Source organism: Xanthomonas indica (assembly GCF_040529045.1).
Classification (GTDB): Bacteria; Pseudomonadota; Gammaproteobacteria; order Xanthomonadales; family Xanthomonadaceae; genus Xanthomonas_A; species Xanthomonas_A indica.
The window spans coordinates 4,575,402-4,600,179 of the sequence record NZ_CP131914.1 but is presented as its reverse complement, the minus strand read 5'-3'; the positions used below and the strand labels follow the sequence as shown (position 1 = coordinate 4,600,179).

At 70.7% G+C, this 24,778-nt stretch carries 17 protein-coding genes and 1 pseudogene; 16 read left to right on the top strand and 2 right to left on the bottom strand.

What is annotated here, in order from left to right; all coding sequences use genetic code 11:
• Positions 1–80 precede the first annotated feature (80 nt).
• The 5 genes and pseudogenes from Q7W82_RS19685 to Q7W82_RS19665 form a co-directional block, all read left to right on the top strand.
• Positions 81–1,745: pseudogene (locus Q7W82_RS19685) on the top strand (quinoprotein dehydrogenase-associated putative ABC transporter substrate-binding protein); the annotation flags it as partial.
• A gap of 77 nt (positions 1,746–1,822) precedes the next feature.
• On the top strand, positions 1,823–2,407 hold the full coding sequence (locus Q7W82_RS19680; protein WP_311195516.1) for a c-type cytochrome: 585 nt from the start codon (positions 1,823–1,825) through the stop codon (positions 2,405–2,407).
• On the top strand, positions 2,404–3,423 hold the full coding sequence (locus Q7W82_RS19675) for a beta-propeller fold lactonase family protein (protein WP_242160865.1): 1,020 nt from the start codon (positions 2,404–2,406) through the stop codon (positions 3,421–3,423). Before Q7W82_RS19680 ends, Q7W82_RS19675 begins: the two co-directional genes overlap by 4 nt.
• 53 nt (positions 3,424–3,476) lie before the next feature.
• Positions 3,477–4,586, top strand: coding sequence for an S-(hydroxymethyl)glutathione dehydrogenase/class III alcohol dehydrogenase (locus tag Q7W82_RS19670; RefSeq protein WP_242160866.1), 1,110 nt, complete (start codon positions 3,477–3,479; stop codon positions 4,584–4,586).
• Between the two features lie 16 nt (positions 4,587–4,602).
• A complete protein-coding gene (locus Q7W82_RS19665; RefSeq protein ID WP_242160867.1) occupies positions 4,603–6,999 on the top strand; it encodes a TonB-dependent receptor in 2,397 nt (798 codons plus the stop codon).
• A gap of 546 nt (positions 7,000–7,545) precedes the next feature.
• Here Q7W82_RS19665 and Q7W82_RS19660 read toward each other — a convergent pair.
• Positions 7,546–9,528, bottom strand: coding sequence for a sigma-54-dependent Fis family transcriptional regulator (locus Q7W82_RS19660; RefSeq protein ID WP_242160868.1), 1,983 nt, complete (start codon positions 9,526–9,528; stop codon positions 7,546–7,548).
• A 280-nt stretch (positions 9,529–9,808) separates the two neighbouring features.
• Positions 9,809–10,741 carry a carbohydrate kinase family protein gene (locus tag Q7W82_RS19655; RefSeq protein WP_010343691.1) on the bottom strand — a complete coding sequence of 311 codons (933 nt, stop codon included), beginning with the start codon at positions 10,739–10,741 and terminating at the stop codon, positions 9,809–9,811.
• Positions 10,742–11,001: 260 nt separating this feature from the next.
• Between Q7W82_RS19655 and Q7W82_RS19650 the strand changes: the two genes are divergently transcribed.
• The 11 genes from Q7W82_RS19650 to Q7W82_RS19600 all read left to right on the top strand — a co-directional run bounded on the left by Q7W82_RS19650 (position 11,002) and on the right by Q7W82_RS19600 (position 24,650).
• On the top strand, positions 11,002–12,048 hold the full coding sequence (locus Q7W82_RS19650; protein WP_010343692.1) for a rod shape-determining protein: 1,047 nt from the start codon (positions 11,002–11,004) through the stop codon (positions 12,046–12,048).
• Between the two features lie 169 nt (positions 12,049–12,217).
• Positions 12,218–13,309 carry a rod shape-determining protein MreC gene (mreC, locus tag Q7W82_RS19645; RefSeq protein ID WP_242160869.1) on the top strand — a complete coding sequence of 364 codons (1,092 nt, stop codon included), beginning with the start codon at positions 12,218–12,220 and terminating at the stop codon, positions 13,307–13,309.
• The gene (mreD, locus tag Q7W82_RS19640; RefSeq protein ID WP_010343694.1) at positions 13,306–13,791 is read left to right on the top strand and encodes a rod shape-determining protein MreD; all 486 of its coding nucleotides are present in this window, start codon (positions 13,306–13,308) and stop codon (positions 13,789–13,791) included. The genes mreC and mreD overlap by 4 nt, the downstream gene beginning before the upstream one ends.
• A 1-nt stretch (position 13,792) precedes the next feature.
• On the top strand, positions 13,793–15,853 hold the full coding sequence (gene mrdA / locus Q7W82_RS19635) for a penicillin-binding protein 2 (RefSeq protein WP_242081991.1): 2,061 nt from the start codon (positions 13,793–13,795) through the stop codon (positions 15,851–15,853).
• On the top strand, positions 15,850–16,956 hold the full coding sequence (rodA, locus tag Q7W82_RS19630) for a rod shape-determining protein RodA (RefSeq protein WP_160945449.1): 1,107 nt from the start codon (positions 15,850–15,852) through the stop codon (positions 16,954–16,956). Before mrdA ends, rodA begins: the two co-directional genes overlap by 4 nt.
• 325 nt (positions 16,957–17,281) lie before the next feature.
• On the top strand, positions 17,282–18,622 hold the full coding sequence (locus tag Q7W82_RS19625; RefSeq protein ID WP_242160870.1) for an AcvB/VirJ family lysyl-phosphatidylglycerol hydrolase: 1,341 nt from the start codon (positions 17,282–17,284) through the stop codon (positions 18,620–18,622).
• Positions 18,619–20,049, top strand: coding sequence for a glycosyl hydrolase family 28 protein (locus tag Q7W82_RS19620; protein WP_242160871.1), 1,431 nt, complete (start codon positions 18,619–18,621; stop codon positions 20,047–20,049). Before Q7W82_RS19625 ends, Q7W82_RS19620 begins: the two co-directional genes overlap by 4 nt.
• A gap of 326 nt (positions 20,050–20,375) precedes the next feature.
• Positions 20,376–21,464: an NAD(P) transhydrogenase subunit alpha gene (locus tag Q7W82_RS19615; protein ID WP_242160872.1), complete on the top strand. Its 1,089-nt coding sequence runs from the start codon at positions 20,376–20,378 to the stop codon at positions 21,462–21,464.
• A 3-nt stretch (positions 21,465–21,467) separates the two neighbouring features.
• Positions 21,468–21,782 (top strand): NAD(P) transhydrogenase subunit alpha, encoded by a 315-nt coding sequence (locus Q7W82_RS19610; RefSeq protein ID WP_242160873.1) that lies wholly within the window; start codon positions 21,468–21,470, stop codon positions 21,780–21,782.
• Between the two features lie 4 nt (positions 21,783–21,786).
• A complete protein-coding gene (locus Q7W82_RS19605) occupies positions 21,787–23,193 on the top strand; it encodes an NAD(P)(+) transhydrogenase (Re/Si-specific) subunit beta (protein WP_242160874.1) in 1,407 nt (468 codons plus the stop codon).
• A gap of 65 nt (positions 23,194–23,258) precedes the next feature.
• Positions 23,259–24,650, top strand: a complete 1,392-nt coding sequence (locus Q7W82_RS19600; RefSeq protein WP_242160875.1) for an NAD-dependent succinate-semialdehyde dehydrogenase — start codon at positions 23,259–23,261, stop codon at positions 24,648–24,650.
• Positions 24,651–24,778: the final 128 nt, after the last annotated feature.

Sequence of the window (24,778 nt, the reverse complement as noted above, 5' to 3'; positions counted from 1 at the left end):
GCCGGCGGCGCCGCGTCCAGGAGGCGAGCGGGGGCCGCATGGCGCCCGCTGCGTGGCGCCTGCCTGCGGGCGCGCGCGCCGTGTTGCTGTGGTGCAGCCTCGGACTCGTCGCCGCAGGCTGCACGCGCGAGCCGTCGTCCGCGACGGCTCGCGCTCCTGCGGCCCCGCCCGCTGCCGCGGCGCCGGCTTCCGCCGCGCCCGCCGCCACGCTGCCGGCCGATGCGCCGGTACTGCGGGTCTGCGCCGATCCCGGCAACATGCCGTTGTCCGATCGCGCAGGCGAGGGCTTCCAGAACAAGATCGCCCAGGTGGTGGCCGCGGAGATGGGCCGGCGCCTGGAGTACGAGTGGCGCAGCTATTACCAGCGCGGCCTGGCGCGCAGCACGATCAACGCCGGGCGTTGCGACGTGCTGATGGACATGAACAGCGATTTCGAGATGGGCCTGCCCACGCGCCCGCTGTATCGCTCCACCTATGTGCTGGTCACCCGCAAGGGCCTGGAGCTGCGGCCGGCTTCGCTCGACGATCCGGCGTTGAAAAAACTCAAGGTCGGCGTGTTCCAGAGTTCGCCGGCGCGGCAGGCGCTGTTCGACCATGGCGTGCAGGGCGAGGTGCAGTACCTGTTCTACGACTCGGCCAGCGCGCCGCAGGAGCATCCCGGCAAGCTCGCCGAGCAGGTCGCCGCCGGCAAGCTCGATGCCGCCGAGTCCTGGGGGCCGGTGGCCGGCTACTACGCCGCGCGCGGCGGCCTCGGCGTGGTGCCGTTGAACGTCATCGACAACGAGGTGCTGGAGTACTCGATGGCATGGGCGGTGTCGCGCAAGAACGCCGCACTGCGCGATGCGCTGAACGCGGCGATGCAGCGCAGCGCCGGCAAGATCGGCGCGATCCTGCGCGACTACCACGTGCCGCTGGTGGCCTGCGCCGATTGCATCGTCGCCGGCGACCTGCGCTCGCACGGCCCCTATCCGGCGCCCGCCGATCAGGACGACACGCCGAGCGCGCAGGCCTCCTCGGACATGCTGGCGCAATTGCAGCTGCGCATCGCCGGTGGCGCCGATCCCAACGAGGAACTGGCGCATGCACTCGACGCCGGCGATGGCGTGCGCGTGGCCTGGCTGCTGCGTCACGGCGCCAGCGCCGACCAGCCCAACCGGCTCGGCGAGCCGCCGCTGCAGCAGGCGATCCGCAACCAGGCGCCGCTGCTGGTCGGCGAACTGCTGGCCGCCGGTGCCCAGGTCGAACGCCGCGACAGCAATGGCTGGACGCCGCTGATGAAGGCGGCATGGTCCAACGACGGCAGGAGCGTCGCGCAGTTGCTGGCGCATCGCGCCAAGGTCGAGGCCGTGTCCACCGACGGCTGGACGCCGCTGGACCTGGCGATCTCCTACGCCGATGCCGACGTGGTGCAGGCGTTGCTCGACGCCGGCGCCAGCGTGCGCCGCGCCAATCCGGCCGGCTTTACGCCGGTGATGTTCGCGGTGGCGCGCAACGATCCGACGATCCTCGACCTGCTGCTCGAGCGCGGCGCCGAGGCCGACCGTGCGAACCGCGCCGGCGTCACCCCGTTGATGCTCGCCGCCGCGGCCGGGCGCGAGGACAGCGCCCGGCGCCTGCTCGCCGCCGGTGCCAGCGCCGATGCGCGCGACGCCGACGGCAAGACCCCGGCAGCGCTGGCCCAGCAACGCGGCAATGCCGAACTCGCCCACTTGCTGACGGAGGCTCAGCACCGCCGCACGCAATGACCGCTTCCTGTCGTCCCGCACACGCCGCTCGCGCGGCCTGTTCTTCCCATCGAGTACTCCGCAAAGGTGTTGTCCCCATGCGTCCTGCCTCCATCCGTCGTCGCACCACCTCCCTGCTGTTCCCCGTGTTCCTGTTCGCTTCGCTCCTGTTGTTGGCCGCCTGCGGCAAGCAGGAGGCGCCACCAGCCCCGGCGGCCACCCCCGCACCGGCCGCCCCTGCCGCGGCGCCCGCGTCTGCACCTGCCTCCGCCCCGACGGCGGCCGCGCCCGCCGCACCCGCTGCCGCCGCACCGGCACCGGCTGCGGCGGTGACGCCGATTCCGAAGGGACCGCCGGTCAAGGTCACTCCGGAACTGGTCGCCGAGGGCAAGGCGATCTTCAACTCCGCCGGCTGCACCGCCTGCCACGGCGGCACCGGTGGCGGCGGCATGTGCCCGCCGCTGACCAACGACATCTGGGTGTACGGCAACGACGACGACACCTTGCGCGCGCTGATCACCGAAGGCACCGCCGGGATGGCCGCGCACGGCAAGACCCGGATCGGCCACGAGAAGGTGGTGGGGCAGATGCCGCCGTTCGGGCCGGTGCTCAAGCCGGGCGATACCGAGAAGCTGCTGGCCTTCATCCACTCCATCAACAAGACCGCGGGCGCCACGCAATGAGGAACGGGTTGCGCTTGTCCGCCGTCGTCGCGCTGTCGCTGTTCGCCGCGGCCTGCCAGCGCACGCCTGCGCCGGCGGCCGGCACCGATGCCGCGGCGGCCGCACCGGCGCCTGCGGCCAGCCCGGCGGCGCTGGCCTACGTCCCGAACCAGCGCAGCGGCACCATTTCGGTGATCGACACCGGCAGCGCCCGCGTGGTGCGCACGCTGTCGGCGCAGGGCCAGCTCGGCAAGCGCCTGCAGCAGGTGGTGCCGGGGCCGGCAGGGCATCTGTACGTCATCGACGCGCAGGGCCACCGCCTGCTGGAGCTGGATACCGTGCAGGACCGCGTGCTGCGCAGCGTCGACATCGGCGAGAACGCCGAAGGCGTCGCGGTGGCGCCGGATGGTCACCAGCTCGCGGTGTGCGTGGAAGGGCAGAACCAGGTGATGCTGATCGACCCGGCCAGCTTCGCGATCGGCGCGCACATCGCCACCCGCGGGCAGGCGCCGGAACACTGCGTCTACACCCCGGACGGTGCGTTGTTGCTGACCAGCAACGAAGGCTCCAACGACCTGGACGTGATCGACGTGCAGGCCGGTACGTCCACCGGCGTCATCGCCACCAGCGGGCATCCACGCGGCATGGCGTTCGCGCCCGACGGCAAGACGGTCTACGTGGCGCAGGAGTCGGCCAACGTGGTCGACGTGATCGATCTGGCGGCGCGCAAGCGCGTGGCCAGCATTCCGGCCGGGCAGCGCACCGCCGGCATCGCCATCGCCCGCGACGGCAGCCGCGTGTACGCGTCCAACGGCGCCGGCACGGTCAGCGTGATCGATCCGGCCGCGCGCCGCACCTTGGCCGAGATTCCGGTCGGGCAGCGGCCGTGGAACCCGGCGCTGAGCACGGACGGCAAGACGCTGTACGTGGCCAACGGCCGGTCCAACAGTGTCAGCGTCATCGACACGGCAGCGATGAAGGAGATCAAGCAGATCGCGGTGGGCGAGATGCCATGGGGTGTGGTCGTGGCGCAATGACGTGAGGCCAGCGGCGCCGGTGGGTGCCGCGACGGGAGGCGGGGAGAGCCGGAATGAAGACGCGAGCCGCGGTCGCCTGGGCGGCGAACCAGCCGCTGGCCATCGAGGAGGTGGATCTGCAGCCGCCCAAGGCCGGCGAGGTGCTGGTGCGGATGGTCGCCAGCGGCATCTGCCACAGCGACGAGATCGCCTTGTCCGGCGCCGATGCCGAGGCGGCATTCCCGGTGATCCTGGGCCAGGAAGGCGCCGGCGTGGTCGAAGAGGTCGGCATCGGCGTGACCAGCGTGCGCCCCGGCGATCACGTGATCCCGCTTTACATGCCCGAGTGCGGCGTGTGCAAGTACTGCCGTTCCAACCGCACCAACCTGTGCCAGGCGATCCGCAGCAGCCAGGACCGTGGGCTGATGCCCGACGGCAGCAGCCGCTTCTCGCTGCACGGGCGCCCGCTGCTGCACTACATGGGCACCAGCACCTTCGCCGAATACACGGTGCTGCCGGAGATCGCGGTGGCCAGGATCCATCCGTCCGCGCCGCTGGACAAGGCCTGCCTGCTCGGCTGCACGGTCACCACCGGCATCGGCGCGGTGCTCAACACCGCGCGGGTGCGGCCGGGCGAGAATGTGGCGGTGTTCGGGCTGGGCGGGATCGGCCTGTCGGTGGTGCAGGGCGCGGTGATGGCGCGCGCCGAACGCATCATCGTGGTCGACATCAACCGCGACAAGTTCCCGCTGGCGCGCGCGCTGGGCGCCACCGACTGCCTGGACCCGAAGGATTTCGGCGCGCCGGTGCAGCAGGTCATCGTCGATCTCACCGATGGCGGTGCCGACCACAGCTTCGCCTGCGTCGGCGACGTGCGTGCGATGCGCGCGGCGTTGGAGTGCTGCCACAAGGGCTGGGGCGAAAGCATCATCCTCGGCGTGGCGCCGAGCGCGCAGGAGATCAGCACGCGGCCGCTGCAACTGGTCACCGGGCGCGCCTGGCGCGGCAGCGCGTTCGGCGGGGTCAAGGGGCGCAGCGAATTGCCGGCCTATGCCGAGCGCTACCTGGCCGGCGAGATCCGCATCGACGAACTCATCAGCGAAACCCTGCCGCTGGACCACATCAATCGCGGCTTCGAGACGCTGCGCGCGGGTCGTGGCATCAAATCGATCGTTCTCTACTGAGCCTCAAGGAACCGGCATGACTCTGACTCCAGGATGCAGCACCCCGCCGGCGAGCCTGCTTGCGCTGGCCGTCGCCACCGCCATCGGCCTGCTCGCCGTACCGGCGCGCGCGCAGACCACGGTCAACGCCGACGATGCGCAGATCACCGCGCTGGACCGGGTCGAGGTCACCGCCACGCCGATTCCCGGCACACTGATCGATGCCGACCTGCTGCCGTACACCGTGCAGACCGCCAATGCCGACGACATCGCGCGCAGCCAGGCCGGCAACCTCACCGACTTCCTGCTGCGCGAGATGAACGGCGTGGACACCAACGAGGTGCAGGGCAGTCCGTTCCAGACCGATCTGACCTTCCGCGGCTTCCGCGCCTCGGCGCTGCCCGGCGCCTCGCAGGGCGTGTCGGTGTACCTGGACGGCGTGCGCATGAACGAGCCGTTCGCCGACATCGTCAGCTGGGACATGATGCCGGAGGCGGCGATCCGCAGCGTCGCGCTGATGCCGGGCTCCAACCCGTTGTTCGGTCCCAACACATTGGGCGGCGCGCTGGCCTTCACCACCCAGTCCGGCCTGACCGCGCCGGGCCTGCGCGCCGACCTGTCGGTGGGCAGCGGCGCGCGCAAGCGCCTGGATGCGTCCTACGGTTACGCCGGCCCTGACGGCCTGCATGCCTTCGTCGCGGCCACCGGCTTCGACGAGAACGGCTGGCGCGACGCCTCCGCCGGCCGTCTGGGCACCGTGTTTGGCAAGTTCGGGCGGCAGGGCGAGCGCACCGATTGGGACGTGTCGCTGCTGCACGGGCGCAGCCGCCTGGTCGGCAACGGCCTGCTGCCGAGCTTTCGCTATACCGACGCGGGTACCGAGCCCGGTCTGTACGAGGCCGACCGTGCCGCGGTCTACACCTCGCCGGACCTGACCCGCAACCGCAACACCTTGCTGACCGGTCAGTTCGACCACCGCTTCGACGAACGCACCGCGCTCCATGTGCTGGCGTACTACCGGCAGGGGCGCCGCGACACCGTCAATGGCGACATCAACGACGACTACGAGGACTTCGTCGACGACTGCGCCGACGGCTACGCTGCCGATGGCACGCCGCTGGAGGCGGGTTGCACGGTCGCGCGCGCCGATGCCGACGCGCTGCACAGCGGCGTGCTCAACACCACGCAGATGCGCCAGCATGCCGAGGGCGTGGCGCTGAATCTCAGCCGCCAGGCCGGCGCGCATGCGCTGAGCATCGGCGCCACCTACGACCGCAACCGCGTGCGCTACCGGCAGTACGCGCAGGACGCGTTCGTGCAGGATGACCGCTCGGTGGTCGCCGATCCGGACGAGGGCCGGGCGTTCTTCTCCGGGGTCGACGGCCACAGCAGCACCCTGGGCCTGTTCGCCGCCGATAACTGGGAGTTGAGCGAGGCCACCCATGTCAGCGGCGCGCTGCGCTGGAACCGCGTCGCCGTCGCCAACACCCTGTCCACCGGCGACGACGGCGTGTTGCCGCGCGAGCGCTTCGTGTTCGCCAAGGCCAATCCGTCGCTGGGCATCACCCAGCGCCTGGGCGGCGGCGTCACCGCGTTCGCCTCGGCCTCGCAGAACAGCCGCGCGCCGACCGCGATCGAACTCGGCTGCGCCGACCCGGAGCAGCCGTGCCGGTTGCCGACCGGGCTGCAGGCCGATCCGCGGCTGGAGCAGATCGTCTCGCGCACCTACGAACTCGGCCTGCGCTGGAACCCGTCGCCGGCGCAGGCGCTGAACGCCTCGTTGTACCGCGCCGACAACCGCGACGACATCCTGTTCCTGCGCGCGCCCAATACCCAGCAAGGCTATTTCGACAACGTCGGCCGCACCCGCTACCAGGGCGCCGACCTCAGCTACCGCGGCAGCCACGGCGCGCTGCGCTGGTTCGCCGGCTACAGCTACCTGGATGCCACCTACCGCAGCGTCGGCGAACTGCTCTCGGGCGAACGCAGCGTGGCGCTGCGCCCGGGCACGCGCATCGCCGGGCTGCCGCGCAACACGCTGAAGCTGGGCGTGGAATGGCAGGCGCTGGCGCAGCTGGTGCTGGGCGCGGACCTGCGCGCGGTGTCGCGGCGCGTGGCCAGCGGCAACGAGGACGGCCTGGTGGAGGATCCGGAGGACGGCGAGGCGCCCGCGCGCCACGACCTGTCCACCGGCGGCTACGCCTTGCTCGACCTGCACGGCACCTGGGAACTTGCCGACGGGCTGTCGCTGTACCTGCGGATCAACAACGTGTTCGACCGCCGCTACGAGACCTATGCGGCGATCGCCGAGGACCTGTTCCCGGGCGGTGCCCTGGCGCGTCCGCAGGACGCTGCGGTGGAGGACGGCCCCTCGCGTTTCGTCGCGCCTGGCGCGCCGCGGCAGTACCAGGTCGGCCTGCGCTGGCGTTTCTAGCGGGCGCGGTGTGTGGCGGGGCGCTGCGTGGTGCTCATCGGCTTCCCACCATCCGCCGTGTCCACCGGCCGGGAGCTGGTCGGCTCCGGCGGCGGTCGCGGCTGAAGCCGCTCCTATCGGGTCGCGCTTCGTCTCCGGCGCAGCGCTTCTGTAGGAGCGGCTTCAGCCGCGACCTAGCAGCCGTGGAACATTCGGCTTCGGCAGCAGTCGGGACTGGCGTCCCTCCCACAGGGTGTGACGCCCAATCGGCTTGCCTGCCGTTGTCGTAGGAGCGGCTTCAGCCGCGACCGCGAGGCCGAAAAGCTTCTGGCTTCGACACAGCCGGGACTCAAGCTTCCGCCGCAGGTTGTGCGGTCTCACCGACGCGCCGGCTGTTGTGGGAGCGACTTCCGTCGCGACATCGAACTCAGGCATCTTCCAGCCGCCTCAGCGGTCGGGATGCGAATACCGGCGGCACTCACGCCGCTACCGAATGGCAAGTCGCGACAGGCGAGCCTGCATTCGCGACGAGCAGCAAGACCCGCAAGGGCGCGACACCGCCGCGGCTCACACCGTCGCCAACCCATGCTTGCGCAGCTTGCGATACAGGGTATTGCGGCTGATGCCCAGCGCATCGGCGGTGCGGCTGACGTTCCAGCGGTGGCGCTCGAGTTGCTGTTGCAGCACGCTGCGCTCGGCGCTGTCCAGGGCGACGCGGCCGGGTACGCCGTCGGCGGCGTGCGCATCGTCGCCGAGCAGGCACGGCCCGCTGTCGGCGTCGACGATCTCCTGCGGCAGGTTGGGGATGCGGATGACACCGTCGGCGCACAGCACGGCGGCGGTGCGCAGCACGTTGCGCAGCTGCCGCAGGTTGCCGGGCCAGGCATAGCTGAGCAGCTTGTGCAGGGCGTCCTCGCTGATGCGCACCGGTTGCTCGCCGCTCTCCTCGCGCAACAGGGTGCGGATCAGTTCGGCCTTGTCGCTACGCTCGCGCAGCGGCGGCAGGTGTAGCACCACGCCGTTGAGCCGGTAGTACAAATCCTCGCGGAAGCCGCCGGTGCCGACCATCTGCGCCAGGTCGCGGTGGCTGGCGCTGATCACGTGCAATTCCAGCGGCATCGCGCGGTCGCTGCCCAGCGGCGTCACGCTCTGTTCCTCCAGCACGCGCAGCAGGCGCGTCTGCAAGGGCAGTGGCATGTCGCCGATCTCGTCCAGGAACAAGGTGCCACCGCTGGCCTGCAGCAGCTTGCCGTGGCGTCCTTCGCGCGCGGCATCGGTGAAGGCGCCGCGCGCGTAGCCGAACAGTTCGCTCTCGATCAGCGCTTCGGGAATCGCCGCGCAGTTCACCGCCACGAACGGCCGGTCGGCCCAGGGCGAGCTGCGGTGCACCGCCTTGGCGAATTCTTCCTTGCCGGTGCCGGTGGCGCCGCACAGCAGGATCGACACGCGGTGCTTGGCCAGCTTCAGCGCATTGTCCAGGTTGTGCAGCACGCGCGGATCGGAGCCGACATGGTCGTTGGCCCGTGCAGCCTGGCCATCCTCGCCGGCGGCGCGCGTTCGGCCGGCAGCGATGCGCGCGCGCGGCGGCTGCGCCAGGGCGAAGAAGCGGCGGCCGTGGCAGGCGCAGCGGATCGACCACAGGGTGCTGGCATCGTTGCGCGCGCGCTGCTCCAGCGTATCGAAATCCAGCTGCATCACCTGGGCGATGTCGCGCCCGACCAGTGCGGTGCGATCCGGCTTGCCCAGCTGTTCCAGCGTCGCCTCGTTGACCGCGAGCACGCGGCCATCGCCGCCGACCGCGATCAGCGCCTCGTGCAGCAGCCCGGCGAACTCCGGGCGGCTGTGGAAGCGCAGGATCCACGCATGCCGGTACTGCTCCAGGAAGTAGGCGCGGGCGATCTGCGCCGCCGACATGCGCACCAGCGCGCCGGTATGGCATTGCACCAGCTTGGTGTCGCGCGCGTCGGGCGTGGAGGCATCCAGCACCGCCAGCAGGTGGCCTTGCGGATCCAGGATCGGCGCGCCGCTGCACGATAGCGGCAGGTGCCGTTCCAGGTAATGCTCGCCCCGGTGCACGCTCAGCGCGCTGCACTCCACCGCGCAGGTGCCGATGCCGTTGGTGCCCTGGTAGCGTTCGGCCCAGCTGGCGCCGCAAAACAGCCCGGTCTCGCGGAACGCCCGCAGCAGCGCCGGATCCTGCACGCTGTGCAGCACGGTGGCCTCGGTATCGGCGAACACCACCGCGTAGCTGCCGCCGGCGATCTGCTCGTAGAGATTCTCCATCTCCACCTTGGCGATGCGCAGCAGCGCCTCCAGCCGCTGCTGGCGCTCGCGCAGCTGGCCGTTGTCGTGGACCATCGGTGAGGGATGGGTGTCCGGGTCCAGGCCGTAGTCGTCGAGGCAGCGCCGCCAGGAGCGCGCCAGGGCAGGCGGCAACGGATCGATCTGGCGGAACCGGCGCATCCGCGCCAGCAAGGCGGACTCGGCCTCGGCGGCCGATGGCGCCGAGGCCGCGGCCTGCGGGAGGTTGGCTACAGTCAACTCCGACACGTGGCGCCCCTCGATCCGACCCCGGATCAGGCCGCCAGTGACGCACAATCGGATGCCGGGCTCAAACCGCAGTGCAGCAAAAGCGGGGATTTGGGAGTCGGGATTGGGGAATGGCAAGAGCGGCTTGGCTGGTGTGGATACCGTTCGCGCTGCGGCCAAAATGAAAAAACCGCGCGATCGCGCGGTTCTTCGTGGCTTCAAGGCGCCGGCTTCCTGCTTTTGCGACTCCCCAATCCCGACTCCCGGCTTTTCAGCAGCCGAATGGCTGATCATCCCAGCCTTACAACGCGTAGCCGAATTGCTGCTTGAACTGGTCGTTGAACTCGTCGAAGTCGAAGCGCTGGTTCTGGGTGCCGGGGTGCTCGACCTTCAGGGCGCCCATCAGGTTGCCCATGCGGCCGATGGTCAGCCAGTCGCAGCCGCGCTGGATGCCGAAGATCAGGCCGGCGCGGAAGGCGTCGCCGCAGCCGGTGGGGTCGACCACGCGGCGCTCGTGCGCCGGCGGGATGTCGTAGGTCTTCTCGGGGGTGTGCACCAGCGCGCCCTTCGGGCCCTGGGTGGTGATGTAGGCCTGCACGCGCGAGACGATGTCCTTCTCGTCCCAGCCGGTGCGCTCCTGCAGCAGGTTGGACTCGTAGTCGTTGACCACCACGTAGTCGGCCTGCTCGATGAACTGGCGCAGCTCCGGGCCGTTGAACAGCGGCATGGCCTGGCCGGGGTCGAAGATGAACGGCACGCCGCCGGCGCTGAACTCCTCGGCGTTCTGGATCATGCCCTCGCGCCCGTCCGGGCCGACCAGGCCCAGGGTCACGCCCGGCACGTCCTTCACGTGGTTCTCGTAGCTGCGCATCATCGCCCCTGGGTGGAAGGCGGTGATCTGGTTGTTGTCGTGGTCGGTGGTGATGAACGCCTGCGGGGTGAACAGTTCCTCGATCACCTTGACCCGCGACAGGTCGATGCCCAGCGCCTGGAAATGCTCGCGGTACGGGCCGAAGTCCTGGCCCACGGTGCCCATCGGGATCGGGTGGCCGCCCAGCAGGTGCAGGTTGTAGGCGATGTTGCCGGCGCAGCCGCCGAATTCGCGGCGCATCCGCGGCACCAGGAACGACACGTTCAGGATGTGCACCTTGTCCGGCAGGATGTGGTTCTTGAACTGGTCCGGGAACACCATGATGGTGTCGTAAGCGAGAGAACCACAGATCAGTGCAGACATCGGGCAGGCCTTGGCGGAGGGATGAGCCCGCATTCAGGCGGGCGAGGGGCGGGGTCGCCGCGGCGCAAAGGGTAACGGCTGCGGCCCGGCAGGGCCAGAACCACGATCCGTGGCGGTCCCGGCAATGCCGCGCAACGCTCGGTTTTAGCGAGAATTTTCCTTGCCCGCACCCAGGCGGATTGCTAGGCTAGCGGACTTCGTTTTCTGCCCATTTTTTCGCCATTCTGGCGACGGCGCGCGCCCCAGGACCCAATCCCCCGATGTTCAAGAAACTCCGCGGCATGTTCTCCAACGACCTGTCCATCGATCTGGGCACGGCCAACACCCTCATCTACGTGCGTGGCCAGGGCATCGTGCTGAACGAACCGTCGGTGGTGGCGGTGCGCCAGGACCGGGCGATCGGCGGCACCCGCTCGGTGGCCGCGGTGGGCGCGGAGGCCAAGCAGATGCTCGGCCGCACGCCGGGCCACATCACCACCATCCGCCCGATGAAGGACGGCGTCATCGCCGACTTCACCTACACCGAGGCGATGCTGAAGCATTTCATCAAGAAGGTGCACAAGTCGCGCTTCCTGCGCCCCAGCCCGCGCGTGCTGGTGTGCGTGCCGGCCGGCTCCACCCAGGTGGAGCGCCGCGCGATCAAGGAATCGGCCGAGGAGGCCGGCGCCCGCGACGTGTACCTGATCGAGGAACCGATGGCCGCGGCGATCGGCGCCGGCATGCCGGTGACCGAGGCGCGCGGCTCGATGGTCATCGACATCGGCGGCGGCACCACCGAGGTGGCGGTCATTTCGCTGAACGGCATCGTCTATTCGCAGTCGGTGCGCATCGGCGGCGACCGCTTCGACGAGTCGATCACCAACTACGTGCGCCGCAACCACGGCATGCTGATCGGCGAGGCCACGGCCGAGCGGATCAAGCTGGAGATCGGCTGCGCCTACCCGCAGGCGGTGGTGCAGGAGATGGAGATCTCCGGCCGCAACCTCGCCGAGGGCGTGCCGAAGATGATCAAGATCAACTCCAACGAAGTGCTGGAAGCGCTGCACGAGCCGCTGTCGGGCATCGTCTCGGCGGTCAAGCTGGCGCTGGAGCAGACCCCGCCGGAACTGTGCGCCGACGTCGCCGAGCGCGGCATCGTGCTGACCGGCGGCGGCGCGCTGCTGCGCGACCTGGACCGGCTGATCTCCGAGGAAACCGGCCTGCACGTGCAGGTCGCCGACGATCCGCTGACCTGCGTGGCCCGCGGCGGCGGCCGTGCGCTGGAGCTGGTGGACATGCACGGCAACGAGTTCTTCGCACCGGAGTGAATGTGAGGCCGGGAATGGGCAGTGGGGAATGGGGAATAGAATGGCCCCTCCGACGCTGCCCTGCCGGCGCCGTCTCCACTCGCCTGCCTGCGCCCCGGCCCGATCGCGCCGGGAGCGCGCCATTGCGTTCCGATTCTCCACTCCCGATTCCCCATTCCCGGCTCTAACCGTGCCTCCTTACGCCGGTCCTCCCGTCACCGCCCGCCCCGGCGAATCCGCCAGCACGCCGCGCCTGCTGGTCTACCTGGCGCTGGCGCTGGTGCTGATCGTGCTCGACGCGCAGGCCGACTGGCTGGCCCGCCTGCGCAGCCAGGCCACGGTGCTGGTGCAGCCGATCTGGGCGCTGGCCGGCCTGCCCGGGCGGCTGGGCACCCAGGTGCAGGAGAACGCGGCCAGTCACGCGCAGTTGGTCAAGGAAAACCGCGCGTTGCGCAACGAGCTGCTGATCGCCAAGGCGCGCCTGACCCGGCTGCAGACCGCGGCGCTGGACAACGCGCAGCTGCGCGAACTGCTGGGCGTGGCCGAGCGCCGCGGCCTGGACGTGCAGCTGGCGCCGATCCTGGACATCGACCTGGACCCGACCCGGCAGCGGCTGGTGCTCGACGCCGGCAGTCGTGACGGCGTGCACGTCGGCCAGGCGGTGATCGACGCCGGCGGCCTGATGGGCCAGGTGATCGCGGTGACCCCGCTGCACTCCACCGTGCTGCTGTTGACCGACCCCGACCACGCGGTGCCGGTGACGGTGGCGCGCAACGGCGTGCGCCTGATCGTCTACGGCCGCGGCGGCAGCCTGGAGCTGCGCGACATCCCGCTCAGCGCCGGGGTCGAGGTGGGCGACGAGATCGTCACCTCCGGCCTGGGCGGCCGCTTCCCGGCCGGCTTCCCGGTCGGCACCATCTCCGCCCTGCGCCCGGACGACACCCACGCCTTCCTGGTCGGCGAACTGAAGCCGGCGGCGAAGCTGGACCGGGGGCGGGATGTGTTGTTGCTGCGGCCTTCGGCCGCGGCAACGGGATTGGGGATTCGGGAGTCGGGATTGGTGAAAAGCGGCGCTACTGGCGTCGGCGACGGACATGGAATGCCGGCGGCGACCACGCAGCCGGTGTCCCCCTCTCAGCAGGCGACGCCTTCGCAGGGCACCGGCGACCAGCCGCGTGCACGGCCCGCGGCCGCGTCCGCAGCCCCCAAGCCGCCAGCGCCTTCCCCAATCCCCAATCCCCAATCCCCAATCCCGGCGTCTCCGCAGGAGACGCAACAATGAGCCGCCTGCGCAGCAAGGGCTGGGTGCTCCCGGTCAGCGTGATCGTGGCGCTGTTGCTGGGGTTGATGCCGTTGCCGCTGGTGGTGCAGCCGCTGCGGCCGTACTGGCTGGCGCTGGTGGTGGCGTACTGGGTGATCGAGACGCCGGACAAGGTCGGGCTGGGCTTCGCCTTCGCGGTCGGGGTGCTGGCCGATCTGCTGTACGGCGGGGTGCTGGGCGAGCAGGCGCTGCGGCTGGTGATCCTGAGCTTCATCCTGCAGCGCTTCCGCGCGCGCATCCGCTTCTTCCCGATGTCGCAGCAGGCGCTGGCGATCGGCGGCCTGCTGGTCAACGACCGCATCGTCGCCGCGGCGGTGCACCTGGCGGTCGGCGAGCCGACGCTGCCGTGGAACTACTGGTGGGCGCCGCTGCTGGGCATGGCGCTGTGGCCGCCGCTGTTCGTGCTGCTGGACGCGCTGCGGCTGGGCCGGCGGAGCAAGTAGCATGGCCCTGCATCCGCGCCGCGCGCAGAAGAACCCGCACGCCGAGGCCGAGCAGTTCCGGCGGCGCGCGGCGCTGGGCTTTCTTGGCGTGCTGGTGGCGTTGCTGGGCCTGGGCGGCTGGTACTTCAAGCTGCAGGTGCTGGACCACGACGTCTACGCCACCCGCTCCGATGCCAACCGCATCAAGCCGCGGCCGGTGGTGCCCGGGCGCGGCATGATCTACGACCGCAACGGCCGCCTGCTGGCCGAGAACGTCCCCGCGTTCCGGCTCGACGTGACCCCGGACAAGGTCGCCGACATGGACGCGCTGCTGGCCGAGCTGGGCAAGGTCATCGCGCTGTCGCCGGAAGACATCGAGCGCTTCCAGGCCGCGCGCAAGGCCAGCCGCAGCTTCCGCCCGATCACCCTGAAGCTGCGCGTCAGCGAGGAGGAGCGGGCGCGCTTCGCGGTGGACCGCTGGCGCTTCCCGGGCGTGGAGCTGGAGCCCTACCTGACCCGGCACTACCCCTACGGCGACCTGTTCGCGCACGTCATCGGCTATGTCGGCCGCATCGACGAGAAGGACCTGGAGGCGCTGGGCGAGGGCAACGCCGCGCTGACCCACATCGGCAAGTCCGGGCTGGAGCGCTATTACGAGGAGGAACTGCGCGGCAAGGTCGGCTACGAGCAGGTCGAGACCAACGTGCAGGGCCGCGCGATCCGCACCGTCGGCCGGGTACCGGCGCAGTCCGGCGCCGACCTGCGCCTGTCCATCGACGCCGACCTGCAGCGCGCCATGGTCGCCGCGTTCGGCGACTACCAGGGCTCGGCCATCGCCATCGATCCGCGCACCGGCGAGATCCTGGCCATGGTCAGCCTGCCGTCCTACGACCCCAACCTGTTCGTCAACGGCATCTCCCACGCCGATTTCCAGGCGCTCAACAGCGACCCGTCGCGGCCGCAGTTCAACCGCCTGGTGCTGGGTGGCGTGGCGCCTGGCTCCACCATCAAGCCGTTCATGGGCCTGGCCGGCCTGGACAGCGGCACCCGCCGCCCGGAGGACAAGATCCTCTCCACCGGCATGTTCTACCTGCCCGGGGTCAGTCGCGGCTGGGGCGACTCGCACCGCGGCGGCCATGGCTGGACCGACCTGCGCAAGTCCATCGCGCAATCGGTGAACACCTACTACTACAAGCTGGCCATCGACATGGGCATCACCAAGGTCGACCAGTACATGACCCGCTACGGCTTCGGCGTGCCCACCGGCATCGACCTGGTCGGCGAGACCGGCGGCATCGTGCCGTCGCCGGCGTACAAGGCCAAGAGCCGCAAGGAGGCCTGGTACCCCGGCGACACGGTCAACATCGCCATCGGCCAGGGCGACTGGAAGGTGACGCCGCTGCAACTGGTGCGCGGGGTCGCCGGCATCGCCGATGGGCAGTTGCGCACGCCGCACCTGGTGATGGCCACGCGCCAGGCCTTCGACCAGCCGTGGGCGCCGGTGCAGCCGGGCACGAGCAAGCCGATCAGCGACAACCCCAGCAATCTGCAGGCGGTGCGCGAAGGCATGATGGACACCATGCGCCCGGGCGGCAGCGGCTATTCCATCACCGTCGGCGCGCCGTACCAGATGGCCGGCAAGACCGGCACCGCGCAGGTGGTCAGCCGCAAGGGCATCGCCGCGGTCGATCCGCGCAGCCTGCCGATGCACCTGCGCCACCGTTCGCTGTTCGAGGGCTTCGCGCCGGCCGAGCGGCCGACCATCGCCCTGGCGATCGCGGTGGAGGGCGGCGGCTACGGCGCCAGCACCGCCGCGCCGATCGCGCGCAAGATCTTCGATGCCTGGTTGCTCGGCCGGCTGCCGCCCGGGGTCGAGCCGCTGGACAGCCTGCGCGGCGCCACCGCGTTCGGCAGCCACCTGTACTACGCCGAGGATCCGGGCTCGCGCGCCGCCGCCGATGCGGTGGCGCTGGCCGCCGGCGAACGCCCTGTGCTGATCGGCCAGGCCGAGGTGGATGCCGCGGCGGTGCCGCTGCCGTCCGCGCCGCCACCGATCCCCGACGAGATTCCGGACGAGCGATGAAGGATTTCCTGCGCTGGCTGGTCGAGATCGGCGGCCGCTTCACCCGGACCCTGGACTGGCCGCTGTGCCTGGCGCTGGGCGCGCTGATGGCGATGGGGCTGGCGGTGCTCAAGAGCGCCGGCGGCATGCACCTGGTGATGGCGCAGGGCGCGCGTTTCGCGATCGGCGCGGCGGCGATGTGGAGCCTGTCGCGGGTGTCGGCGCTGCGCCTGCGCGCCTGGACCCCGCTGATCTACGCGCTGTCGATGCTGCCGCTGCTGGCGGTGTTCGTGCTCGGCACCGGCAAGTACGGGCGGCAGTGGCTGGACCTGAAGGTGTTCTACCTGCAGCCGGCCGAGTTGCTGAAGATCAGCATGCCGATGATGGTCGCCTGGTACCTGCACCGCATGCCGCTGCCGCCGCGCATCCCCACGGTGCTGGTCAGCGCGGTCATCATCGGCATTCCCACCGCCTTGATCATGCTGCAGCCGGACTTCGGCACCGGCGTGCTGATCGCCGCCAGCGGCGGCTTCGTGCTGCTGCTGGCCGGCCTGCCGTGGTGGTGGGTGGGCATCGCCGTCGGCGGCGTCGCCGCCGCCGCGCCGGTGGCCTGGCTGTGGCTGCTGCGGCCCTACCAGAAGGACCGCATCATGATGTTCCTCAATCCGGAGAACGATGCGCTCGGCGCCGGCTGGAACATCATCCAGTCCAAGATCGCGATCGGCTCCGGCGGCCTGCACGGCAAGGGCTGGGGCCTGGGCTCGCAGTCGCACCTGAACTTCATTCCCGAGCAGACCACCGACTTCGCCTTCTCCGTGCTCAGCGAGGAGTTCGGCTGGATCGGCGTGGCCACGGTGCTGACCCTGTACCTGATCGTCATCGGGCGCTGCCTGTGGATCGCCTCGCAGGCACGCGACACCTTCTCGCGGCTGCTGGCCGGCGCCACCGGCCTGGCCTTCTTCGTCTACGTGCTGGTCAACGGCGGCATGATCTCCGGGCTGCTGCCGGTGGTCGGCGTGCCGATGCCGCTGATGAGCTACGGCGGCACCTCGGCGGTGTCGCTGCTGGCCGGGCTGGGCCTGGTGATGGCGGTGAAGGCGCATCGTCCGGTGCACGGATACTGAGCCAGCGGTACGGCGGCCGGCGCGCGCTGGCTTAACCGCGCCCGCGAGACAGGTTGCCGCATGATTGCGGCGCGTGTCGCGCTTGCGCACAATGCGCGCCGATGCCACGTGACGCGCGCCGCTCCCCCCGGCCCACACGCGTGCAGGAACTTCCGGGCAGGCAGGTGCGACCCCGCGCATCCATCCCAGCCCACATCGCCGAGGCACCCCACGCAGCGCATCCGCCGATCCGGGCCCTGGCCCGTCCGTCCGCGTCGTCCGCCGCTCCCTCGCCGTTCCCGTGGTTGTCCCGATGCTCGGCGCTGGCCGAGATGGATGCGTGTCGATGAAATTCCTGCGCGTGTTGCTGTTGACGAGCGTGGTGCTGGGCCTGAGCGGCTACGCGCTGCTGCGCTATTACTTTCCGCCGGGGGCGCTGCACGCCCGCGGCTACGGCCGCGCCACCCTGGTGCATCCGCAGGGCGCGCCGCAGGGCCTGGTGATCCTGCTGGCCAGCGGCAGCCCGGCGCAGCGGCAGGACGCTGCGCAGCGCATCGCCGCCAGCGGCGCGCTGGTCGCGGTGGTCGACGGCCAGCGCTATCTCAAGCACCTGCGCCGTGGCGGCCACGGGTGCGACAAGGCCTGGCACGATGCCGAGCAGTTGAGCCGGCGGCTGCAGCGGCAGTTGCACGGCGACAACTACTACCTGCCGGTGCTGGCCGGCACCGGGACTGCCGCCACGCTGGCTGAGCGCATCGTCGGGGCCGCGCCCACCGCGACCCTGGGCGGCGCCATCGGCGTGGCGCCGGCGCCGACAGAGGTCTGCGCCGGCACTGCCGCCGCCACCCCGGCGCAGGGCTTCGTCGACACCGTGGCGGCGCCGGCCGACGGCGGCGTGGAGGCTGCGCTGGCGGCACGGGTCGCCGCGCACCTGCATGCGCGCGGCCGCGGCGGCGCGCTGGACGACCTGCCGCTGACCGAACTGCCGTCGACCATCCCGGGCGCGCCGCTGGCCATCGTGCTGTCCGGCGACGGCGGCTGGCGCGACATCGACAAGGGCATGGCCGAGGCCTTGCAGCGCCGCGGCATCGCCGTGGTCGGCTGGGACAGCCTGCGCTACTTCTGGCGGGCCAAGCCGCCGGCGCGGGCCAGCGCCGACCTGAGCCGGGTCATCGCCTATTACCAGCAGCGCTGGCGGCCGCAGAAGATCCTGCTGGTCGGCTATTCCTTCGGCGCCACCACGCTGCCGTTCATGGTCAACCGGCTGCCGCCGGCGCAGCGCGAGCAGGTCGGCCTGGTCGCATTGCTGGGCCTGGAGCACAAGGCCGATTTCCAGATCCGCGTGCGCGGCTGGTTCAATCTCGGCGACGCCGACGACGCGCTGCCGGTGCTGCCGGAGCTGGCGCGCATCGCCCCGGCGCAATTGCTGTGCGTGTACGGCGACAAGGAAACCGATACGCTCTGCCCGCAACTGCGCGCGCGCGGCGCGGAGGTGGTGGTGTTGCACGGCGGTCACCATTTCGACCAACACCCGGCCGGGCTGGCGACGATCGTCGACGACCGTTGGCAGCAGCTGTCCGCCGGCGCGCAGCCCATCGCCGAATTGCGAACGCCGCCGCACCCCGCGCCGGCCGCGGCGTCGCCCTCGGCCACGCCGCAGCCAGCGCAGGGCGCACTCCGGCAATGACCTCACCCATGCGCGCGGCGCTGCTGCTCGGCGGCCTGCTCGCCGCCGCTGCGTTCGGCAGTAGCGCGGCGACCGGCGATTCCCGCCGTGTCGTCGAACCGCAGCTGCCGTCGCTGTGCACCACGCTCGACGCTACGTTGCAGGCGCAGCAACGCCGCTTCGCCGACGCGCAGGAACGCAACCCGCCGGACACCGCGCGCATCCAGGCCGCGCTCGACCGCTGCGCCGATGGCGCGCACGGCATGGTGCTGCTGCGCGCCGGCCGCGGCACGGCCTTCCTCAGCGGGCCGTTGACGATGCGCAGCAACACCACGCTGGCGATCGACAGCGGCGTGACCCTGTTCGCCTCGCGCCAGCCCGCCGACTACCAGGTGCCCGGCCGCAGCGCCTGCGGCCAGGCGGCGACGCGCAGCGGCAGCTGCCGCGCGCTGATCACCCTGCAGGGGCGCGCCCTGGGCGTGATGGGCGTGCGCGATGCCGCCGGCCATCAGGGCAGCATCGACGGCCGCGGCGACCTGCCGATGCTCGGCGGCAGCGACAGCTGGTGGCAGTTCGCGCGCAGCGCCAAGGCCGCCGGCCTGACCCAGAACGCCCCCGACCTGATCCGCGCCCAGGACGTCGCCGATCTGCAGCTCTACCACCTCAACCTGATCGACGCGCCGTACTTCCACCTGTTCGTGCACGGCGGCGACGGGGTCACCGTGTGGGGCGTGCGGGTCAGGGCGCCAGCCAACAGCCCCAATACCGACGGCCTGGATCTGGACAGCGTGCGCAACGCGACCCTGGCCGACAACGACGTGATGGCCGGCGACGATGGCGTCGCGATCAAGACCAGCGCGGCGCGCTCGGCCGACATCACCGTGCGCGACTCGCGCTTCTACGGCACCCACGGCATCTCCATCGGCAGCGAGGTGATGTACGGCGTCGGCAACGTGCTGGTGGACGGCAACAGCGTGGTCGGCCACGACGCCGACGGCATCGTCGCCACCGACAACAACGGCCTGCGCATCAAGACCGGCCTGGCCAAGGGCGGTCCGGTGCGCGACGTGCTCTACCGCAACACCTGCCTGTTCGGCGTGGCCAGGCCGCTGGTGATCACGCCGCTGTACGGCCACGACCGCGGCGGCAGCCGCAGCGGCAGCGTGCCCAGCTTCACCGGCATCGTGGTCGATGGCCTGCGCGCGCAGGACACGCCGGCGGGCAAGGGCAGCACGGTGCAGGGCTACAGCGCCGCGACGCCGCTGGACCTGGTGCTGGCGCACGTGGCCGCCGACGTCACCGCCCTGCATGCCAGCAACGCACGCATCGGCGTGGACCAGTCCGACCTGCACTTGAGCGAGGACAGCAGCGCGGCCTCGACCTATGCGACCACGCTCGCCGGGTCGGTCCCTGCCTGCAGCAGCGCGCCGGTGTTCCCGGCCCTGTAGCCCGCACGCGCAACGCCGGCGGCCACTCGGCGCGCGCCCGCGTGGCGGGAGCGGTTGGTGTCTGCGTCTTGCGGCTTTGATGGCGTGCGCCGCCACGCACTGCAATCGTTCGCACGTGATGCCAGCGTCCTGTCACACCGCAGCGTTCCGCCGCCCTGCTGCGCTCAGCGCGCGCGTTCTTTATGCGCGTGATGCGGCAGCGCGCTTGATCCGGATCAATGCCCGCGCGTCGGCCGGCGCGCACAGTGCACGCGTCCTCCAAGCGAGCCGCGATCATGGCGTTCACTGTTGCAGTCCTGAGGGAAGAACAGGCCGAGGAGCGCCGCGTGGCGATGGTGCCCGCGGTGCTGCCGAAGCTGGCCAGGCTGGGCGCACAGCTGCGCCTGCAGGCCGGTGCCGGCAGCGGTTCGCGATTGCCGGATGCTGCCTATGCCGGCGCCACCGTGCTCGACGATGCGCAAGAGGTGGTGGCCGGTGCGGACCTGCTGCTGGCCGTGCAGGCGCCATCGCTGCGCACGGTGGCGGCGCTGCGCCCGGGCAGCATGCTGATCGCGATGCTGTACCCGGCCAAGCTGCCCGGCCTGCTGGAGCTGCTGTGCGAACGCCGCATCACCGCCTTCGCGATGGAGACCGTGCCGCGCATCAGCCGCGCGCAGGCGCTGGATGTGCTGTCCAGCCAGGCCGCGTTGGCCGGCTATTACGCGCCGCTGCTCGGCGCCGTGCATCTGCCGCGCATCCTGCCGATGATGACCACCGCGGTCGGTTCGCTGCGCGCCGCGCGCGTGCTGGTGATGGGCCTGGGCGTGGCCGGCCTGCAGGCGCTGGCCACCGCGCACCGGCTTGGCGCGATCACCGAAGGCTACGACGTGCGTCCGGAGACCCGCGAGCAGGCGCAGTCGGTCGGCGCGCGCTTCGTCGACACCGGCATCGACGCGCGCGGCGAGGGCGGCTATGCGCGCGAACTCAGCGCCGAGGAGCGGGCCAAGGCCGCATCGGTGCTGACCCAGCACATCCAGCAGGCCGATCTGATCATCACCACCGCCAATGTGCCCGGGCGCACCGCGCCGATCCTGATCGACCGCGAGCAGATCGCCGGCATGAAGCCCGGCGCGGTGATCGTGGATCTCGCCGCCGACAGCGGCGGCAACTGCGAAGGCAGCGTGCCGGGGCAGACCGTGGACGTCGGACCGGTCACCCTCGTCGCCCCCCGCAACGTTCCTTCGGCGTTGGCCCAGCACGCCAGCGAGCTGTACGCCAAGAACCTGCTGGGGCTGCTCGACCTGCTGGTGCGCGACGGCGCACTGGCGCCGGACTTCGACGATGCGGTGGTCGCCGGCACCGCGCTCACCCATGACGGCCGCCTCTGCCACCCACCGGTGCCGGCCGCCGCGCCCGTTCCCACCAAGGAGTCCTGAGTCATGTCCCTCGATCTGTCGATGAGCTGGCTGATCGCGTTGTACGTGTTCATGCTGGCCGCGTTCACCGGCTACGAAGTGATCGGCAAGGTGCCGTCGATCCTGCACACGCCGCTGATGTCCGGTTCCAACTTCGTCCACGGCATCGTCGTGGTCGGTGCGATGCACGCGCTGTTCAATGCCGATACCGTCGCCGGCCAGGCGGTCGGTTTCGTCGGTGTGTTGCTGGGCGCCGGCAATGCCGCCGGCGGCTACGTGGTCACCGACCGCATGCTGGCGATGTTCAAGCCCAGCGCCGCGCCGGCCGCGAAGGAGTAGCGCCATGCTCTCGCTCCTGGTGGAACTGAGCGGATTCGCCGCGGCCTTGTTGTTCATCCTCGGCCTCAAGCGCATGTCCTCGCCGGTGACCGCGCTGCGCGGCATCGTCCTGGCGGGGATCGGCATGCTGGTGGCGGTGGCCGCCGCCTTCGGCTATCTCGCCGACCTGCAGCCCGCGGCGCGTCCGCATGCGCTGACCAACCTGGCCCTGGCGCTGCTGGCGTTGCTGCTGGGCGGTGCCTGGGCCTGGCGCAGCGGCCGCCGTGTCGCGGTGACCGCGATGCCGCAGATGGTGGCGCTGTACAACGGCATGGGCGGCGGCGCAGCCGCGGCGGTGGCCGGGGTCGCGCTGACCGCGCGGCAGCCGCAGCAGGGGGGCCTGCACCTGGCGGTGACCGTGCTCGGCGCGCTGATCGGCGCGATCTCGCTGTCCGGGTCGGTGATCGCCTGGGCCAAGCTCGATGGCCGCATCAACACCGCGTGGCGGTTCAAGGGGCAGAGCGCGTTCAATGCTGCGGTGTTCCTGGTCGCGCTGGTGCTCGGCACACTGGTGGTCACCGGTACGGGCGGCGCCTGGGCGGCGCCAGCGTTCTTCGTTGCCGCGCTGGGCTTCGGCGTGCTGATGACGCTGCCGATCGGCGGCGCCGACATGCCGGTGGTGATCTCGCTGTACAACGCCTTCACCGGCCTGGCGGTGGGCCTGGAAGGCTTCGCCCTGCAGAACCCGGCGCTGATGATCGCCGGTATGGTGGTCGGCTCGGCCGGCACCTTGCTGACCGTGCTGATGGCCAAGGCGATGAACCGCTCGCTGGGCAACGTGTTGTTCAGCAATTTCGGCGACGGCGCCGCGGTAGTGCAGGGCGACGTGCAGGGCCGCATGACCGCGGTCGAGCCGGGCGATGCGGCGACGTCGATGCGCTACGCCTCCAGCGTGATCATCGTGCCGGGTTACGGCCTGGCCGTGGCGCAGGCGCAAGGGCGGCTGTACGAACTGGTGAAGCTGCTGCAGGCCGCCGGCGTCGACGTGAAGTTCGCCATCCATCCGGTCGCCGGGCGCATGCCCGGGCACATGAACGTGCTGCTGGCCGAAGCCGGCGTGCCGTACGACCTGATCTACGACATGGAGGACATCAACGACAGCTTCGCCAGCACCGACGTGGCGCTGGTGATCGGCGCCAACGACGTGGTCAACCCGGCGGCGCGCACCGACAAGGCCTCGCCGATCTACGGCATGCCGATCCTCAACGCCGACCAGGCGCATCAGGTCTACGTGATCAAGCGCGGCCAGGGCAAGGGCTACGCCGGCGTGGAGAACCTGCTGTTCTACGGCGACAACTGCGACATGGTCTACGGCGACGCCGCCGCGGTGCTCAACCGCATGGTGCAGGCGGTGAAGGAACTGGCCGCCTGACCCAACCGCTTCCCGCGCCGGCACGAGGCGTCCGGCGCTTTCCGACCTTCCACGAGGACACCACCATGACCTATGCCACCCGCAATCCCTATACCGGCGAATTGCTCGCCACCTTCCCGGAGGCCACCGATGCGCAGGTGCTGGCCGCGATCGATGCCGCCGACGCCGCGTTCCAGCAATGGAAGCAGGCCCCGTTCGCCGAACGCGCCAGGGTGATGCATGTCGCGGCGCGGCTGCTGCGCGCCAACACCCGCGAGTACGCATGCCTGCTGACCCTGGAAATGGGCAAGCTGATCGGCGAGGCCGAAGCCGAGGTGCGGCTGTCGGCGGACATCTTCGAGTACTACGCGGTCAACGCCGAGCGCTTGCTGGCGCCGGAGCATCTGCCGGTGGCCGATCCGGCCGAGGGCAGGGCGATGGTGGTGCACGAGCCGCTGGGCGTGCTGCTGGCGATCGAACCGTGGAATTTCCCGTACTACCAGATCGCGCGGATCATCGCCCCGCAACTGTCGGCCGGCAACACCGTGTTGCTCAAGCACGCCTCCAACGTGCCGCAGTGCGCGGCCAAGTTCGAGGCGCTGATGGCCGAAGCCGGGTTGCCGGCCGGGGCCTTCGCCAATCTCTACGCCACCCGCGGCCAGGTGGAGACCATCCTCAACGATCCGCGCGTGCACGGCGTGGCGCTCACCGGGTCGGAAGGTGCCGGCGCCATCGTCGCGGCCCAGGCGGCCAAGGCGCTGAAGAAGTCGACCATGGAACTGGGCGGTGCCGACGCCTTCGTGGTGCTGGACGATGCGCCGCTGGAGAAGACGGTGAAGTGGGCGGTGTTCGGCCGCCACTGGAACGGCGGCCAGGTCTGCGTGTCGTCCAAGCGCATGATCGTGGTGCAAGAGGTGTACGCGGAATTCCTGCGCCGCTACACCGACGGCGTGGCGGCGCTGAAGGCCGGCGATCCGATGGATCCGGCCACCACCCTGGCGCCACTGTCGTCGCAAGGCGCCGCCGACGAGCTGAAGCGGCAGATCGCCGAGGCGGTCAGGCATGGCGCCACCGCGACCGAGGTCGGGCCGCCGGTGCCGGTGCATGGCGCGTTCGTGCAGCCAACCCTCCTCACCGACGTCGCCCCGGACAACCCAGCCTACCACCAGGAGTTCTTCGGCCCGGTGTCGATGCTGTTCCGCGCCCGGGACGAGGACGACGCGGTACGCATCGCCAACGATTCGCCGTTCGGCCTGGGCGGCTCGGTGTTCACCGGCGACGAGGCGCGCGGCGTGGCGGTGGCTAGGCGCATCTCCACCGGCATGGTGTTCGTCAACCATCCGACCATGGTCAAGGCCGACCTGCCGTTCGGCGGCGTGCGCCGTTCCGGCTACGGGCGCGAACTGATCGGGCTGGGCATCAAGGAATTCGTCAATCACAAGCTGATCGACGTGGTCGACATCGACGCGCCGTTCTGAGTGGGTCGCTACGCGTGGGCCAGGCCGTCGGGGGCAACCCGGCGGCTTTTTTGTGCCGTCGCCACGCCGGAGGCCGGGGTGCGCACCCGGTGCATGCCGTCAGGTCATGCTGCAGGCGCACTTGACCT